This is a genomic window from Granulicella sp. L56 (genome assembly GCF_009765835.1).
GTDB lineage: Bacteria > Acidobacteriota > Terriglobia > Terriglobales > Acidobacteriaceae > Edaphobacter.
In genome coordinates, this window is record NZ_LMUS01000001.1 from 926,414 (window position 1) to 944,501 (window position 18,088).

General features: G+C 53.0%; 9 protein-coding genes. 4 read left to right on the forward strand and 5 right to left on the reverse strand.

What is annotated here, in order from left to right:
- Positions 1-82: 82 nt before the first annotated feature.
- The 4 genes from GSQ81_RS03785 to GSQ81_RS03800 all read right to left on the reverse strand — a co-directional run bounded on the left by GSQ81_RS03785 (position 83) and on the right by GSQ81_RS03800 (position 8,859).
- On the reverse strand, positions 83-1,651 hold the full coding sequence (locus tag GSQ81_RS03785; RefSeq protein ID WP_158909359.1) for a glycoside hydrolase family 32 protein: 1,569 nt from the start codon (positions 1,649-1,651) through the stop codon (positions 83-85).
- A gap of 546 nt (positions 1,652-2,197) precedes the next feature.
- Positions 2,198-3,583, reverse strand: a complete 1,386-nt coding sequence (locus GSQ81_RS03790) for an acetyl ornithine aminotransferase family protein (RefSeq protein WP_158909360.1) — start codon at positions 3,581-3,583, stop codon at positions 2,198-2,200.
- Between the two features lie 372 nt (positions 3,584-3,955).
- Positions 3,956-7,660: a TonB-dependent receptor gene (locus tag GSQ81_RS03795; protein WP_158909361.1), complete on the reverse strand. Its 3,705-nt coding sequence runs from the start codon at positions 7,658-7,660 to the stop codon at positions 3,956-3,958.
- 299 nt (positions 7,661-7,959) lie between these two features.
- Complete coding sequence (locus tag GSQ81_RS03800; protein ID WP_158909362.1) at positions 7,960-8,859, reverse strand: LysR family transcriptional regulator; 900 nt, start codon at positions 8,857-8,859, stop codon at positions 7,960-7,962.
- 489 nt (positions 8,860-9,348) lie between these two features.
- Here GSQ81_RS03800 and GSQ81_RS03805 point away from each other — a divergent pair, with 489 nt between their 5' ends.
- From GSQ81_RS03805 to GSQ81_RS03820, 4 genes are all read left to right on the forward strand, one after another.
- A complete protein-coding gene (locus tag GSQ81_RS03805) occupies positions 9,349-10,176 on the forward strand; it encodes a 2-oxoadipate dioxygenase/decarboxylase family protein (RefSeq protein WP_371715215.1) in 828 nt (275 codons plus the stop codon).
- A 166-nt stretch (positions 10,177-10,342) separates the two neighbouring features.
- Positions 10,343-11,875 (forward strand): aldehyde dehydrogenase family protein, encoded by a 1,533-nt coding sequence (locus GSQ81_RS03810; protein ID WP_158909364.1) that lies wholly within the window; start codon positions 10,343-10,345, stop codon positions 11,873-11,875.
- Between the two features lie 595 nt (positions 11,876-12,470).
- Positions 12,471-15,965: a TonB-dependent receptor gene (locus GSQ81_RS03815; RefSeq protein WP_254059971.1), complete on the forward strand. Its 3,495-nt coding sequence runs from the start codon at positions 12,471-12,473 to the stop codon at positions 15,963-15,965.
- Between the two features lie 115 nt (positions 15,966-16,080).
- Positions 16,081-17,301 (forward strand): tetratricopeptide repeat protein, encoded by a 1,221-nt coding sequence (locus GSQ81_RS03820; protein ID WP_216846377.1) that lies wholly within the window; start codon positions 16,081-16,083, stop codon positions 17,299-17,301.
- Between the two features lie 221 nt (positions 17,302-17,522).
- Here the strand turns inward: GSQ81_RS03820 and GSQ81_RS03825 are convergent, their stop codons facing one another.
- The gene (locus tag GSQ81_RS03825) at positions 17,523-18,071 is read right to left on the reverse strand and encodes a carboxymuconolactone decarboxylase family protein (protein WP_158909366.1); all 549 of its coding nucleotides are present in this window, start codon (positions 18,069-18,071) and stop codon (positions 17,523-17,525) included.
- Positions 18,072-18,088 lie beyond the last annotated feature (17 nt).

Consider the following 18,088-nt stretch of genomic DNA (forward strand, 5'->3'; position numbering starts at 1 on the left):
GCACCTTTGCGCTATCAACACTCTAGCGAAAACGGAAGTACTATTTCCGCATAGTTCCATCGCCTAAAATAAACACCATTTGTCACTGGGGCTTCCATATCGATTTCATTTGATAGATTTCAAGGTGGTTGATGATGCTCGTTTTCTGCCCCAGTTCGAGTTCCAGCCGATGATGATCGCTTGTATTCGTGGGAATCTCTCTAACGATATAGCGCACCCCTCCATTTACAAAGATTTCTGCCACTCCCTCGTCGATCAATACTTCCACTGATGCGCCGCTATTCTTGAAGTCTGCGGAGTAGATCGTAGCCAGCGTATCTCCCTCATACCGTATCGCCATCTTGTCATTTCCGCCCAACGTAACCTGAAGTTTGATGTCGAGAGGTCCGGATCCAGCTAACTCTAACTTTCGATTGGTGTCCTCAGCATTTAATCTCTCCCCGATAAATGCCTTCCCGTGCAGTCGTCCTATTTCCTCAATCGGAGTAGCCTGCAACCTCAAACCATCCGCAGTAGATTTCAGCTTTAGTTCCGTGGGGAATAAGATCATCTGGTTAAAAGGCATGCCCTCTGGCTGAATTCTTCCCCATGCCATTTGGACTCGCCTGCTGTCTGGCATATTCACAAAGGACTGCGCGGCATAGAGGGTGTCGTCACCCTGCGCATTTTTCCCTTCAGCATAATGCAACTCGGGAGATTCAGCGGTAAACGTATTGCCGTCGAAGCTGCCGATAAAATAGCTGGACGAACCGCCGTGAAGGATCCACTTTTTGTTGTTAGCATCTCCATCAACCGGCAGCTCGAAGAAATCCGGGCATTCATGAAGGCCTTTGAAGTGGCTCTTCCGTACCCAGGTTTTAAGATCGGTAGACGTGTAGAAGGACATACCATCCTTCTCAAATAGGACCATCACCCAGTGTCTGGTTGGTTGATACCAGAAAACTTTGGGGTCTCTAGTATCGTTTGATCCTACCTCCCGATTGCTATCCAGAATGGGGTTGCCAGCATACCGCGTGAATGTGGCCCCATTGTCGGTGCTGTAGGCAATGCACTGTACCTGCTTATGCGATACGCGGTCAAAGGCCGTGTAGACCAATACGAGCGCATCCTTTCCCCAGCCTCCATCGTTGTTGTGGTCGATAAAGCTTGTACCGGACCAGGGGGAGCCTAGTTTGTCGACCATGAGTGCGGGCGCCAACTCCCGCCAATGGATTAGGTCCTTACTGACGGCGTGCCCCCAATACATGAAATCCGTGTCCCATGTGACGCCGAATGGGAAAGCCTGCCAGAACAAATGGTACTGTCCTCTATAAAAGATCGGGCCGTTCACGTCATTGCTCCACCCTCGCTTGACGGTGAAGTGGAACTGGGGCCGATTGCGCTCCTTATATAAGGTGGCTGCTCCCTCAATCTGATCAGCTTGATAAATACGATCCAAGGCAGTCTGGGCAGCAGGGCCTGAAAGATCGGAAGGACCAGATAAGGTAATGGTCTGTCCTTTAAATTCGCTGACGTCTAAAAAAATCCAGTAGTCGATAGAGTGCTCTGCCAACTGTGCGGGAAATTCACGTTTCTGAAGTCCTTTGACGCGAATCTGGAACACCCGCATCTTACTTTCACGACCTACCGGCACATTCAGATACCGCTCCATGATGTGAATGGTTCTACTTTGGGCAACTAGCGGGGGCACCAGCCAGAGAGAGATCGCTAAGAAGGTGAGAAAGTAAAATCGCAGCCGTAACCGCGGCGTCTTTGCCCGCTGCCCACACAGCGCGGACGAATACCCGATAGATACAACGAGCGAAATGGCCGTGGATGATGTTCTTGAGGTCATGGCGAATCGCATATTTTTATGCACCGCTATCATATGCAATCAACGTTCATAAATGGGATTGATCTGCACGAAAAATCGGTTTTTTTGTAACTCTCCCCGCAGAAGCAGTCAATGCAACTTCAGTAGACGCAAAATCTCTTAGGGAACCTCTGACTATGTCATGGTTTTGAAGGGACGCGACTGAAGTCGCGTCCCCTTCATTCTTATGCAAAGAAGCTTTAGCCTCTGAAGGAATCATTGGGGACCTAATCAGACCTTCTTCCATGCCGCATCGGCAGTCGATACCGCATGGAAGAAGGAGAAATCGAAATAGACTCCATTGAAACGATCGGATTTCGGGACATTACCCGACGCTGACGCCATTTACTGAGCAGCCATGGCAATACACTCTTCCAGGATATCGAGTGCCACATCGGTCTCTTCTTGTTTGACGATGAGCGGTGGGCAAAGCCTGATCGTTGTTTCTCCACAACCAAGCAGCAATAGTCCACGCTCGAACGCCAATTCGACAATCCGATCTCTCACTGGCCCAACCGGCGTACGCGATTGCTTGTCCTTTACGATCTCGATGCCGATCATCAGCCCGCGGCCGCGTACATCACCGACAATCTCATGCTTGTTTACCCATGTTCTCAATCGCGTTAGGGCTTCCGCGCCGACCGAAGCGGCATTAGACATCGCTTCGCGTTCGATAATATCCATCGTCGCTAGCGCCGCAGCCAGACAGAGTGGATTGCCGCCGAACGTGCTCGCATGAGAACCGGGCACCCAGTCCATAATCTCCGCCTTCGACATGCAGATACCGAGCGGCATCCCCGACGCAATTCCCTTTGCAATGCAAACGATATCCGGTTGGACACCTGAATGCTCGATCGCCCACCACTTGCCCGTCCTGCCCGCGCCCGACTGAATCTCATCGACGACCATGAGAATGCCATGTCGATCGCAGATGCGACGAATTTCGTGAAGAAAGATATCTGGCGGCACGACGTATCCTCCCTCACCTTGAATCGGTTCTACGAAGATCGCCGCAACCTCTTCTGGTGGCAGCGTGGTCTTGAATAACTTCTCCTCGATAAACCTTGCGCAGCCAAGCCCAAACTCCTCCTCCGCTTGTGGGCCGCCGCTGCATCCCCGATATGCATAGGGATAGCGAACGTGCGTGACTCCGGGAACGAACGGGGCAAAACGGCGCTTCTGTTGTGGCTTGGACGCCGTTAGTGAAAGCGCGCCCATCGTTCGCCCATGAAAGCTTCCGAAGAAACTGATGATGTTCTGCCGCCCGGTATGGTAGCGGGCTAGTTTCATCGCGCACTCGACTGCCTCTGCGCCCGAGTTACCATAGTAGAAACGATGCGGTCCCGGCATGGGCGCGATGGCGGAAAGCCTCTGCGCAACCTTCGGCATCAGGTCGTAGTAAAAATCCGTGCCCGACATGTGGATCAACTCCGCGGCCTGATCCTGGATCGCCTTAACCACCTCGGGGTGGCAATGGCCGGTCGAGTTCACCGCGATGCCGGCGGTGAAGTCAAGAAACTCATTTCCATCAACATCCTCAATCCTGCAGCCTCGTCCCCGCTTTACAGCAAGGGGGTAGCCTCGGGTATAGCTTGGCGAGAGCAGGCGATTGTCGTCAACAATGATCTTTTGTGCATTGGGTCCCGGTAGAGAGGTAGTGAGTTTCGGACCGAACCTGGCATGGGTCTCAGCAGTCGCAGTGCGTAGATTCTCTTGCGTCGAGCTATTCATGGGAATTCTCCTTCGGTCAGCGGTGCAGTCCGTGGTTCGTGCCCCATCGCAGTCACGGCTTTTCTTCGTATGGAGAAAGGCGCTTCCGCCGAACAGGGCCAACACATTCACGCAAGGAGACGTCTGCTAATCACCGGAAAAGAGATTGGGCCTGTTGCTGCTTGGAAGAACATGAAAAGGCGTGTGCGCTCTCTGGAGCGTGTCGGAACGGCGTTGAAGAATCGAAGCATTCCAATTCCTCAATGAGACGGCTACCGGGATATTCGCTATCATCACTCGCATCATCCCTCCCATTCGTACGCCGACTCATCATACCGGCATTCATTGGATGCCGTCTTCCATGTTCAAAGCGCTAACTGAACGTTCCCATTCCTAGAATTCAAAGCGCGCATAAAACTGTGCCAGGCGAGGATTCGTGAGTGCAGTCGTAGCAGTCCCAAAGCCATTGGAATTGTCAATCCTCGCAGAGACCGAATGCGCATCGAAGCGCACACTATTGGTCACGTTGAACACTTCCACGCCAGCCTTCACTTGCATGCTGGCCTTAAGAGGAAACGTCTTTCCCAGTCCGGCATCTTCTTCAAAATACCCATCGCCTCGCAGGACGTTTCTCGATCCCGACTCGCCCGGCAGCGCAAAGTCGAAAGCGGCAAAGACTGCGGTGGGATCTGCAAACTGCTGATTCAGTTTTCCGCGGCCCTTCGGAATCTTGGCGACCTGCGTCGCAAGGCCTTGGATGTCGTAGTTGGTCGGAAAATTATTTCCATTGTTCACAGAGAACGGGAAGCCGCTGGTCCAGCGAACGATTCCGGTAGTCTGCCATCCGCCGATCAATTCATCCGCAAATTTTCCGATCGAAGACGCGAATCGCTTGCCCCGGCCAAACGGCAGGTCCCAGATGTAGTTCGTGTTGAGTTGGTGCCGCAAATCGTAGTCCGAGGGGCCATAAAGTTGATCAGGCTGCCATGTATTAAAGATCTGCGCGTTGTTGACACCACCCGAGGAGCCTAGCCGTTCTGCCTGCGAGGTCGCATCCAGAGACTTCGAGAAGGTGTAGTTGAAATCGGCCTGCAATCCAAGGCCGAACCGTTGGCGATAGACAACCTCAAGCGCGTTGTAGTTCGAGTTGCCGATCGATCTCCATGCATAGAGCGCGGAAAACTGGTCGTGGTAGAAACGGTTGGAGGGATAGAGCTGGTTGGGATTGATCCCTGCACCGGTAGTCGTGTCCGGCATGTCCAGCGCATACAGCGCGTTGGCTTCGTTGTAGAGATTCTGCTGGTAAAGCTGATAGATATTCTGTGTAGCAGTAAATCCGGGGCCAAATCCAATGTCTTGTCCACCCAACGCACCAAACAGAGTTTCCCAGTAGGCAATGGGCTGCACCGTTGACACATCGACACCGTTGCCTCCGTTTTGACGGGCAAGCAGTGACATCTGTTTCGCAGCAGCAAAGTAAGTCGTCCCTGCGGCTGCCAGATTGGTAGGCATCGCTACGTCTTCCTGTTCCAACAGACGATGCGCGAAGCGCCCCACATATGTCACCTCCAGCGAGGAGCCATTGCGGATCTCACGAGCAATCGAAAAGTCGACTACATGCGCATAAGGGGTCTTGACGGCGGAGTCTTGCGACCAGTAAATCGCACCACTCGTCGGTCCACTTCTCACGGGAATACCGGGGAATCCAACAGCAGGCGCTGGTGGCAACAAGCTCTGTGGAACGCTATTAACACTGGTAAAGCGTGGCGCCGTACCGGCCTTCAACGCACCAGCGCTGGTCTGCAGCGTCGTGGAGAGGCCAAACGATCCTTCGGTGTCGAAGTTGTTTACGATCGCCGCTCCAAAATGGTCGTACACCAGAGAATAGCCTGCACGAATGCTGGTCTGCCCCTCGCCCAACAGTTTTTTCAGAAAGCCCGAGTCTGGTGTTGGCGAATAAGCCACGGCAATGCGCGGTCCAAGATTTCCTTTCTCCGGCGTCCAATAATCCGGCTTACCGTTGTAGCGCCCGTTGATAGGGAAACCAAGTTCACCCGCCCCGCTGGCCGACTGACCCGATGCCGCCAGTTGCGCGCTTTGATTAACAAACTTGGTCAGCGAAAACGCGCCGGGCGCGCACTCATTGCCAACGATCTGGCATACTCCCACCTGCGTTCCACTCGTCTCCGCAGGTACCTGAAGATAGGAGTAACGCAATCCATAGGTGATGCTCAGGTCTTTCAGCGCCTTCCATGTGTCCTGCGCATAAAGCTCATACTCATTCCAGCGATAGTCACGGCTCACAGGAGCACCGACAGGCAGCGTCGTTCCGTTTTTTGTGCTGTTGTACGTTATATTTCCGACGTTAATAATTCCAACAGCCGCCATCACCGCGCTGTTGTAATTTGTTTTGGAACCAGCCACCTCGGGATAACCATAGGTGCCGGGATCAAAAGCTCCGCCACTACCAGCTATCGTTCCGGGGTTGAGGTATTGATACGTCCCCGTCGCATTGGAATACGAAAGTGCATTGCTCGAGCTCCGGTCATCGATGAAGCGGATGTTCGTTCCAAACGCCAGATTGTGGTTATGCTTCGTCCACGAGAGGTTGTCCGTCAGGTTGTACACCGGTGCAATGGTGTAGTTAGAGTCCGTGGTGGCCTGTAGCGGGCTGAGCTCCTGTAGCGTCACATAGGGGCCAGATAAAAGACCGGCGTTGCTCAGTCCCTGCCGGGTGAGACCAAACGCAAGATTATTGACCAGGTTGCTTGTGAGCAAGACCGTATAGCCCGCTGCGAACCCTTTGCTGTTCGTCAATAGCGTGTTACTTCCCGGCTGTCCCGGAAACTGAGGTCCTCCTGGCTCGTGGTCATTCTGCAGATTGCCGCGCCAGAAAATTGTATGCTTCCCGCTACCCGTGATGTCCCAGTCGAGTCGTCCGGTATAGGCGTTATAGCTGCGCTGTGTGTTGTAGGAGAAGCTGTAGCCTTCGGTATTGAGCCCATCCCCTTGCGACGGGAGATTCCCGTTGGGGTAGGTATTCATGAGCGCGAGAACGGCTGCATTCACTCCGATTCCCTGCGGGTCCATGCTTTGAAGATCGGCGGGCGTGAGTGTAGTCACGCCATTGGCAGAAAGATATTGCAGATTACCCGTCCGAAAGCTCGGAGTCGGAACGATGTCAGTATTAGAGGTAAAGCCTTGCGTGTCTCGACGACCCTCGTAGTTGAGGAAGAAGAACGCTGTGTTCTTCTTAATCGGTCCACCCACGGAAGCACCAAAGACATTGCGAATCAGCTTGAGGGGAACATTAGGCAGCCCTTCGGTAGCTTGCGTCTGCTTATTGAAGAAATCATTCGCATGAAACAGATTATTGCGGTTGTAAGCGTAGACGACACCATGCAGTGAGTTCGTTCCGCTCTTGGTGACCAGGGATATCTGCGCGCCCGAGGAACGCCCCTCTTCAGCATTCGGATTACTCGTCGTCACGCGAAACTCGGCAATGGCATCCTGCGACACGCGCAGCACGCTGGTAAAAGCATAACCATTGTTGATGTCGTTGACGTCAATGCCGTCCAGTGTAATGTTGGCCTGGTCAGATCGTCCGCCATTTGTAGAACCGCTGCGCGAGTCGGTGCTAGTATTTCCGTTCGACTGCGTACCGGTGTCAGTGTCGGTGCGGCCCAGAAATGTAACCCCAGGCTGAAGACTCAGCAAGTCGGGGACGTTCCTGGCCTCGCTCGGAAGATTTTCAATCTGCTGACCAGTGAACGCATTGCCCAGCGTGGCGTCGGTCGTATTCAAAACCGGCTGGATGGCGGCACTTACTGTGACATCCGAGGTAACGGTCGCGACGGCAAGGGAAACATTGATCGTCGCAGGTTGACTTACCAGAAGATCGATCGCGGTCTGTTTCGCTGTAGCGAATCCCTGCGAAACGACCGTCAATTCATAGCGCCCAGGAGCAACCTGCGAGAACTGGTATTCGCCATTTTTATTCGTCGTGGCCTCGCGAACTGTCGTCGTCGAGGTGCGCGTGAGCTTGATACTTGCTCCGGCAATCGACGCGCCACCTGCGTCTGTTACGTGCCCACCCAAAGACGTCGTTGCCTGGCTCCAGGCTAGGTTATGACCAAGGAGAAACAGACTACAAAAGGAAGTCAGTACGAGAAGCCTTAATCGCATGCCGAGACCCTCTTCGAATTATTCTGGAAGTCAACAAAACATGGTGCCTAAGAACGCTCTGCAATCTCAACAAAAAGCGAAGCGCACTATCATTTGCTTTCCGTTACGAAATACGCTGCTGATGAAGTCAAACACTAGCATTCAAGACGCGATACTGGATATCAATGTTTTATCAATATCTCATGAATCTTTCTCATGACGACTGTCTTTTGTCATTTATTACCGATGCTTGCTTTCGCCTGACCGATGATCCATTGAGTGAAGGCAGCCGGCAGCATTGAGGAAGTCTTCGACTCAGGCACCACGAGATAGTAGGCATTTGCGCTTCGAATGGGACGATCGAACAGCATAACTAGCTTTCCCGAAGCAAGTTCATCTTCGATGAGAAGCTTAGGCAACAGTGCCACCCCCAAATCACAGATTGCTGCTTGCGTGACCATCGTGAACTGCTCAAATCGAGGTCCGCGAAGGGCATGTGGATTTTCCACCTCTGTCATTTGAAACCACTCCGTCCACGCTTCTGTACGAGTCGTCTGATGCAATAAGACCGTGCGAATTAAATCAACCGGCTTTCTAATCCGTTGTGCTTCCTTCAATTTTGGACTGCAAACGGGCACTGTGACTTCGTCCACCAGATGATGCGCCACCGTCCCCGGCCAATCGGGCAAGCCATAGTGGATTCCAGCATCAAACGGCTCCATTCCAAAATCGAATGGGACGAGTCGAGTGGCCAGATTGATCGTGACACCGGGATGCTTCTCAAGAAAATCGTTCAGCCTCGGCATGAGCCATCGAGTTGCAAACGTCGGCAAGACAGCCAGATTGAGAAGGTTCGTCTTTCCTCCGCATGCCATGATCCGGCTCGTGGCATCCTTCAGGCCGGACATCACTCTACTCACGTCATTCAGGTAGAGCTTCCCTGCGTCTGTGATGACAACCCTCTGACGCACTCTTTCAAAGAGAGACACGTCGAGCAAAGATTCCAATTGGTGGATCTGGCGGCTTACTGCGCTCTGCGTCAGGCTCAGTTCTACTGAGGCCCGCGTTATGCTTCCGTGCCGTGCGACACTCTCGAACGCCTGGAGACATGAAATCGTTGGAAGTTCCGGCATAAGTCACCTGCCCGTACAGTCATACCTAATCGTCATGAACCGTCTGAGACTAAATCATTTTCATTCCTGAGTCACGATTATCTTGCCCTCCCTGAATAGAAGCAGTGCCCTAAAAAGGGCCCCTCTTTAAAGGGATCATGCTGAAACCTCATCAAGTGTTGAAAACATAGCATTTTACATTTCAAGCGGCCAGGACTACATATTGATGAATTGTTCGCTGCTTGAGGCATGCTCGCTGAACGAAGATGCGTACCTCTACGGCCAACATCTTGGAGACATACGATGCCTAAACCTGGCGGCATTTTGCAGACGACTCTTGATAATTTAATTGGACCGAAGCGGACAGAACGTCTCTTTGACGTTCTTGTAGTAGATCCTGCATTCCTTGAGGATTCAGGGGCGCGAATTTCGAGATCAAAACTTGCGCAAGCTCTAAACATGCTCCTCTTTGAGGACCTGATAGAACGGGTTCCTGCAGCGAAGATTTACGTGGATCAAAGTCTTCGCAATGGAAAAACTATCCTTCACGATCATGGAGCGGTTCGCACGATCGCCATGGCAGGGATGGGGAACCTTCCGGCAGGACAAGAGGCCATCACACGGATACTGCGCCCACTTGGCTATGCGCTCCATGGAGTCTATCCGCTGGAGCGGCTGCGCATGACAGGCCGCTCCTACGCCCAGGTCGACTTTCCCGAGGAGATCGCGCAATTTTTTGTCAGCGAACTTCATCCCGAACGATTCTCCGCCGAATTCCAAGCCGCTCTGAGCCGCATCGTGGCAACTTCGACCGATCCGCTGACTCAGGGCGCGCACAATCTTCTTGAAGAGTTGGAGGCTGCACGATCTTTAAGTCAGGATCAGGCTGTTGCTCTCTTGCCAGTTCTTGTCTCTTGCTTTGGCCGCCGGCACGGCGAGATTACTCTCGAAGACTATGAGAAATTGTTGGCTGAGTCCTCTGAGGCAGCGTGGATCGCTACGGAAGGCAATGCATTCAACCACGTTACCGACCGGGTCGAAGATGTGGATCAGCTCGCGGCCGAGCAGAAGGCACTTGGACAGCCTATGAAGGCTGCGGTGGAGACCTCTCAATCCAGCAGGGTGCGCCAGACTGCATTCCGCGCAGCCCTTGTGCCAAGAACATTTCGTGCGCCTAACGGTGGTTCCCTGGAGAAAGAAGTTCCCGGCTCTTTTCTGGAGTTCATCACGCGTCTCCCTCTGCCCGAGGACGACTCTGGTAAAAAAGGGTTGGACCTGAGCTTCGACAGCTCCAACGCACAGGCTATCTTTAAAATGACTTCCACCTCAAAGTCTTAGGCTCATAAGCCTCACAAGATATTGGAGCCTCGAAGCACCGCATCGAAGTTGCGTTCATAACAACGTCCACTTCGTCCCGGCGCGCCGATTACACTTGACTCAAGTGCTCTCACAAGTCGACCGCAGGACACGAGATCTTGCGGCACGCAGAAAGCTGGGATGCGATATGACTACCGACACTATCGTTCTAATTGAGCAGGAGACCCACAATCTGCTGGCCTCGTTGGGCGTACCGGCCAGTGCATACTCCGGTGGAAGCCTCACTGTTTACACGCCAATCACTGGCGAAGTCATCGCGCAGGTTTCTAAAGCAAGTCCTGCTGCAGCAACTGAAGCAATCTCTGCCGCTCATACCGCTTTTATTGAGTGGCGAACCATCCCTGCACCCAAACGGGGAGAGTTGGTGCGGTTGCTGGGCGAGGAGTTGCGTGCGGCACTCCCCGCATTAGGCCGCCTTGTAACCATCGAGACTGGAAAGCTCCTCTCAGAGGGCTTCGGCGAAGTGCAGGAGATGATCGATATCTGTACTTTCGCAGCAGGGCTCTCGCGTCAACTCGCCGGACTTACCCTTCCATCAGAGCGCGCTCAACATCGCATGATGGAGACGTGGCACCCACTCGGTGTAGTGGGCATCATCTCCGCTTTCAACTTTCCCGTCGCCGTCTGGTCATGGAACGCCGCATTGGCACTCGTGTGCGGAGATGCCATAGTGTGGAAGCCCTCGGAGAAGACTCCTCTCACGGCGCTCGCAGTGCAGGCACTCTTTGAGCGTGCCGCCGCAAAGTTCGGTGGAGTGCCGCACGGCCTCACGACGCTTTTGATAGGAGATGCGGAGGTCGGGCAGCAGCTTGTGGACTCTCCGCTTGTTCCTCTGGTATCTGCGACAGGATCGACCGCAATGGGCCGAGCCGTTGCTCCACGACTTGCCGTACGTTTCGCGCGTGCAATCCTCGAGTTGGGTGGGAACAACGCAGCCATCGTTTGCCCCAGTGCAGACCTCGACCTTGCACTTCGAGCTATCGCCTTCTCTGCCATCGGAACCGCCGGCCAGCGTTGCACAACGCTCCGCCGATTGATTGTCCACGAGTCAATCTATCCCACGCTGATCGCTCGTCTAAAAAAGGTGTACACCTCCATCGTCATCGGTGACCCACGCGAAACTGGAACATTGGTTGGGCCCCTTATCGACGAGCAATCATTCCTCGCTATGCAAGCGGCACTCGATGGGGCACGCAGTCTGGGTGCGACGATCACCGGTGGAGAACGAGTCAAGTCGATCGGCGATTCTCAGGCTTTTTACGTTCGTCCCGCACTGGTCGAAATCTCCACTCAAGCAGAGGTCGTCAAGCGCGAGACTTTCGCACCCATTCTCTACGTCATGAAGTACAGCAACTTCGCCGATGCCCTTGCTCTGCATAACGACGTGCCGCAAGGCCTCTCCTCTTCCATCTTCACCATGAATCTGCGCGAGGCCGAACAGTTTCTCTCCGCCACCGGATCGGACTGCGGCATATCCAACGTCAACATCGGCACCTCCGGCGCTGAAATTGGCGGAGCATTTGGCGGAGAGAAAGAGACCGGTGGCGGCAGAGAATCAGGCTCCGATGCATGGAAACAATATATGCGCCGCGCCACCAACACCATCAACTATGGAAGCGAACTGCCGCTCGCTCAAGGCGTGAGTTTTGAGATTGAATAAGACGGGATGCTGCCAAAACGATGTGCCAATCCGCAAACAGCCAGCGTGTGAAGGCGTCAAAGTATCGGTCTAAAATCCTGTCTTATCGACGAACGATATCAAATCGATCGCACGCGGTAGTTCTATAGCTAGTTTCTCTCAGGTGTAGCTTCCTTTGTTTGTCATTCCCGAAGGGAATCTGCGTTTTGCTCGAATCACCAAAACTACATGTGGAGGAGAGCTCCTCTAGACGAATAATCCGCTCAAACTCATCGATCCCTACCTCTGCAAAATCTGGCTCCAAAGCCCAGACAGGTTTATGCTCGACCCAACCCATCAAATGCCGAGACTAAAAGACTTAGGAAGTCGATACATCTTATTTGGCAATCGTTTTCCTGCTCTCTAGGATTCATAACCTAAATCGATTGATCGATGGATATAGATACCATCAAATACAAATAATTCTGGCTTCTAAAGTAGAAATCTCTTGACAATTAAAAGATAAAGCAGCCTAATCGGTGTGCTTAGAAAACGCTTACTTCAAATGCTTTGAAGGGAGGCCCTTCTGAGAAGAACCTTCCGATTGTTGAGTAAACATTTACTTTGGAGGCAGATCATGGAATACGATGCGATGCAAAATGATCGTGGTGCGTCAATTCTCGCGCTGAAACTACCAGTATTGACTTGTTTGAAAATATGGCTCGCATTGATCGCCATATTCGTGATGCTGGTCCCCGTGGCGCGGGCTCAGGACAACGCCACCATCACCGGAACGGTGGTGGATTCAAGCGGCGCAATCGTCGCGAATGCCCAGGTTTCGCTGGGGAACGATGCAACCGCTCAAACAAGGAATGTTACTTCCAACAATGCGGGAGCGTATCGTTTTGCAAACGTAGGCGTCGGGCGTTATACGCTGAGCAGCTCTGTCGCGGGCTTTCAAAAATATGTCAAAACTGGCATCGTGGTCAATGTCGCTCAGACTCTCGAAGAGAATATCGCTCTTACCGTGGGCAGCCAGGAACAGACAGTCACTGTGACAGCGAACGCTTTGCAGGTTCAGTCTGAAACCAATGAACTCAGTAACCTTATCAGCGGCAAACAGGTCTCCCAATTAGCTACCAACGGCCGCAATGTAACAGCGCTTGCAGCTTTGGGCATGGGGGTCTCCAATACCCTATCGGATTTTGGCGGCGTGAATGCGCTGACTTCGAGCAACTCCATCAGCTTCAACGGAACCCGCGTCAGCCATAACATCTATCTGTTAGATGGAGGGGAGCTGAACGATCGCGGTTGCGGCGGCTGTTTTAGTTCTCTGCCTTCTATCGACGCCCTCGCCGAATTCCAGACGCTTGGCAGTAACTATGGACCAGACTACGGCATCGGTTCTGGTGGAACGATCCTCATGGTGATCAAGTCAGGCACTCGCCAGTTCCACGGGGGGCTGTGGGAATTCAACCGAAATGAAGCCTTCGACGCCAACAATTACTTTACGAATCTGGCAGGACAATCGCGTCCCAAGTTCAGGCTGAATACTTATGGCGGCAATATCGGCGGCCCTCTCTGGATCCCCCATATTTATAACGATTCACGCAACCGAACATTCTTCTTCGTCAATGAAGAGTGGAGAAAGCTGATTCAGGGGAGCGCGCCTTCTGTCGTGAATACGATTGCGGCTAATAATTTTCCTGCCCCCAATCAGTCATTGGCCTACACGGTTGCAGACAAGGCGCCTATTCCGGTGGTTCCTGCCACCACAGATCCAGCCAAACTCCAGATCTATGCAGCCAACAACCTGCATATTGGACAGCCCTTTCCCAATAATGTCATCCCCGCAGCCCTGATCGACCAGAACGCAGTCTTAGAGGTGAACGCGGGAACCTTCCCGAAGCCGAATCTAGGGACAAATCAATACATCTCTTCGATCCCTCAGCCTACGGATGTCCGTGAGGACGTAGTTCGCATCGACCATACCATCAATAGCAAATTGCAGTTGATGGGCCATTATCTCCATGACGCAGTCAGTCAAACGTATTATCCGCCGCTGTGGGGGGATAGTACTTATCCGACTGTCGGCACGGCCATGCTCAATCCATCCTGGTCTGCGACCATCAAGCTGACACAGACCTATTCACCTTCATTGCTGAACGAAACCGCATTCCTTTACAGCGGCAATACGATTCACCTGAGCCCGGTCGCCGGAGCGGACTCCGCATTTGCGCAACCCGCTGGATGGACAGCGACCAGCTTCTTTCCCCTTGCGAACAATGTCGGCAGCCGCATGCCGGAGATTGATCTGCAAGGTTCACCCCTGAATACAAACTGGAGTTCGAGCTACTTTCCCTGGAAGAACTCATATCAAGGCTATGAGACCCGGGACGATCTCTCCTGGACCCACGGAAAGCACCAGTTCAAATTTGGCGCCAGCGTCCTGCACGACCCCAAGAACCAGCAATTGCAGGCAAACACACAAGGCACTGCTGCTTTCAACTCCAGCGGCTTTTCCGGCGATTCGTATGTCAACTTCCTGCTGGGAGATGCGGCAACCTTTACTCAACTGCAATACTTGGCGGGCAAGCATTGGGTCAACAACAATTACGGCTTCTATGGCAATGACAACTGGCATATTACGCCGCGGTTGACTCTCAACCTTGGTCTTCGTTATGACGGAATGCCACATGCCTTCGAACGATATAACCAGTTTGCGAATTTCGTTCCGTCGGCTTACAACACGTCTTTGGGCAATCCTCTCAACCCAGATGGCACGCTCAATCCCGCTTCGCTGACAAGCTTCAACGGCGCACAGTTTTATCTCAATGGCATCAAGGAGGCTGGCGCGAATGGCTTCTCTCGCGGAGTCGTTCAAAACAGCTACTACACCTTTGAACCCAGGGTTGGATTTGCCTACAGTGCTACCAATGACGGAAGGACAGTGGTCCGCGGTGGCTTTGGAGTGTTCTATGAGCGAGTTCAGGGTAACGACGTCTATAACGCCGCTTTGAATCCTCCCTTTGCCTACCAGCCTTCCGCTACCAATGTTTCCTTCTCCAATCCGAACACCAGTGCTTTGACTGGAATTACAACAACACAGAGCTTCCCCTCTGTTCTTACCAATCTGGAGTATAAGTACTCGCCACCCGGAACGATAATGTTCAGCTTTGGGGTCCAGCGGGAGCTGGCTCCTTCAATCATTGCTGTATTGCAGTATGCAGGTTCCTTAGGCTGGGACCAGAGCGATGGCCGGGCAATCAACACATTGCCTTTGACTGATCCTAACAATGCGGCGAATCCGTATGACCTGCGAGAAGGTGTTGCGAATGGAACGCTGAATGCAAACCTCTATCGCATCTTCCCCGGTTTTAGCTCGATAAACCAGGAAGAGAACGAGACTAATTTCAGCTACAACTCTCTTCAGGCAGGCCTCCGCATGGAGAACCGGCACGGTCTGACTCTTCAACTGGCCTATACCTGGTCTCATGAGATCGATGAGGTGAGCTACGACCTGAATGGGCTCTCGAATCCATTCAATGCGGCCTATGACCGTGGTTCGGGAGGACTCGACCGTCGCCATATCTTCAATGCGAACTACATTTATAGCTTGCCGTTCTTCAGGAACAGTTCCAATGGGCTGGCCCGCACGACGCTTGGGGGCTGGGAAATCTCCGGGATTACGATTGTGCAATCGGGAGTTCCGCAATACATCACCTATACAGGTGCCGATACTCTCGGTCTTGGAGGAGGCACGACGAATCGTCCAAACCTGGTGTCGAACATCACCTATCCCAAGAAACGGTCCGAATGGTTCAGTACCAACTCGTTTGCTGCGCCAATCGCCCCCTGGAATGGCGGTTCAAACCAAGGCTTCGGCAATGCCGGAAAAGATGCGATTGTCCTTCCGGGACGTCTGAACTTCAATCTGTCCTTGTTCAAATCCATTGCGTTGACCTCCTCCGCAGAGGGACCGAGACTGGAACTGCGGTTTGAGTCCTTCAATACCTTCAACCATACGCAATTCAACGGTGTAGATGCGGGCTCTGCTGACGCGAATTTCGGGCAGGTAACATCTGCCTACGATCCGCGAGTTTTGCAACTGGGTGGAAAGTTGCAGTTCTAACGTTGCAAATTCAAATCTGGGCGCGGCAGGCATCTCTGTCGCGCCCAGTTTATTGCGCGCTTATCCCCGATTGCGTGGTCCCCCTCGGCAAGCGAGAATGTCAATGGAGATGATCGTGAAACCGAATCTGCAACTAACAATTGCCCTCGCGGTGGCATTGGGGGCGCTGGCCACTGTCTGCCATGCTCAAGCAACGGCGGCTACAGTGAGTCAACGTCAGTTGGCCTTCTCATTGGAGCAGCAGGGCAAAAATGCTGAAGCGGAGACTGCGTGGCACGCTGTTCTAAAAGGAACGCCCAATAATGCCGAGGCATATGCTCATCTGGGGTTTCTCGAAGCTCTCCAGGGACACTACAAAGACGCTGCCCCCTTCTATCGTAGAGCTTTAATCCTCGATCCGAAGATGCCGGGTTTGCAGATGAATCTCGGCCTTGCTCTCTTTAAAGGAGACGAGTTGAAGGAGGCGATTCGGGTATTCGACCAATTACTCAAAGAGCAGCCGCCAAACTCACCGGAGGCGCAACGCGTTGCCATTCTTATCGGTATGGCTCGCTATGGACTGGGTGAATTCGCGATGGCGATCCCCTATCTAAAAGAGGCAACCACTCGCGAACCGCAAAATCTCCCTTTCCGCCTTCTTCTGGCTCATAGCTGTCTCGCGACAAAGCAGTTCCAATGTGTGCTTGATGTCTATCACGAGATTCTGACCTTGAATGCCGAATCGGCTGAGGCCGATATGCTTGCCGGTGAAGCATTGGACGAGATGAAAGATCCTGATGGCGCTGTGCGGCAGTTCCGCGCTGCCGTCAAAGCCAATCCCAGGGAGCCAAACGTGCACTTCGGTCTGGGATATCTGTTGTGGGGGCAGAAACAATACGAGAATGCTGCGGTCGAATTTCAGGAAGAACTGGCTAATGTTCCCAACCATGTCCAGGCTCTAACGTATCTCGCGGACTGCGACATGCATCTGAATCATCCCCAGGCCGCTCTTCCCTTACTGACACAGGCAATTCAAATTGATCCTGCAGTGGGACTCCCTCATCTTGATTTAGGCATTCTTGAGGCTGCTGCGGGTTATCGCGAGGAAGCGTTGCAGCAACTTAAGATCGCCGCAACACTAAATCCCGATGATATGAACGCTCATTGGCAACTGGCGCGACTTTATAAAGATATGGGCAGAACCGCTAACGCAAAGGTTGAATTCCAAAAGACAAGCGATCTGCACAAGGCAGTCGATGCTTCACTCGTCGAACAACTTGAGAAGGCGAGCGCAAATGGCAAGGTCGCAGGGGAGTTAAACGGTGCCCCCTCGAAATCAGAATCTGTAAAACGCTGATAGCTGGCCGAAGGGAGTTGATGACAGGTATTTCGTGGCATCGTAAAGCCCTCTGATCCGGGAAGAGATTAGGCCTTCCGTTAGCTCAATTCCGATGCGATCATTTGTTTAAATGCGTCGTAGCGTGAGTGCTGCAAAACCCCACACTTACCTCACAGGCTCGATGGACTTCTTCTACCGAGCCTTTCTTTTTCGTGTAGCGATGATGCCATGCCATGGTATTACGGCTTTATAGACGGGGCGATATAACCGTGCGCGGCAAGGTGTTCGCCCATGGCGGCGTACATGGCGGGGTCGCGCGGCTGCCACGTCGCAAGTCCATCCACATAGCGGTTATACATGCAGAAAGCCGCGGCAATGAGCACCGTATCGTGGATCTCCAGATCGGTTGCACCTAGCTCGCGAGCCTTCTGCACACTGTCCGGCGAAACGTTCTTGCCGCTCTGTTGTACCTGTCCGGCAATGACAAGCAACGCCTTGAGCTTGTCCGAAACAGCGGCATGCATAAAGTCATGCTTCACCTGGTCTACCGCGCTCGCGTTCTCTCTGAGGTGTGCGGCGGCGGCAGCCCCGTGGCTAGTCTGGCAGAAATAACAATCATTTTGACTGGAGACATACGTCGCGATCAGCTCCCGTTCTGCCGGGCTCAAGGTGCTGGGTTCATGAAGCAGTACATGTGCCAGTTCGCGCATTGGTTTGGCCGTCTCCGGCCGAAAGGCGAAGCCGCTGCTGATCCCGGGAATTCCTTCGGGTAAAGATATATGTGGCATGTCGATCCTTCTCTGGC

Excerpts from the sequence above, each read along its gene's own strand:
- GSQ81_RS03785 (WP_158909359.1), bottom strand. The coding sequence starts at position 1,651 with ATGGAGCGGTATCTGAATGTGCCGGTAGGTCGTGAAAGTAAGATGCGG.
- GSQ81_RS03790 (WP_158909360.1), bottom strand. The coding sequence starts at position 3,583 with ATGAATAGCTCGACGCAAGAGAATCTACGCACTGCGACTGCTGAGACC.
- GSQ81_RS03800 (WP_158909362.1), bottom strand. The coding sequence starts at position 8,859 with ATGCCGGAACTTCCAACGATTTCATGTCTCCAGGCGTTCGAGAGTGTC.
- GSQ81_RS03810 (WP_158909364.1), top strand. The coding sequence starts at position 10,343 with ATGACTACCGACACTATCGTTCTAATTGAGCAGGAGACCCACAATCTG.
- GSQ81_RS03815 (WP_254059971.1), top strand. The coding sequence starts at position 12,471 with ATGGAATACGATGCGATGCAAAATGATCGTGGTGCGTCAATTCTCGCG.
- GSQ81_RS03825 (WP_158909366.1), bottom strand. The coding sequence starts at position 18,071 with ATGCCACATATATCTTTACCCGAAGGAATTCCCGGGATCAGCAGCGGC.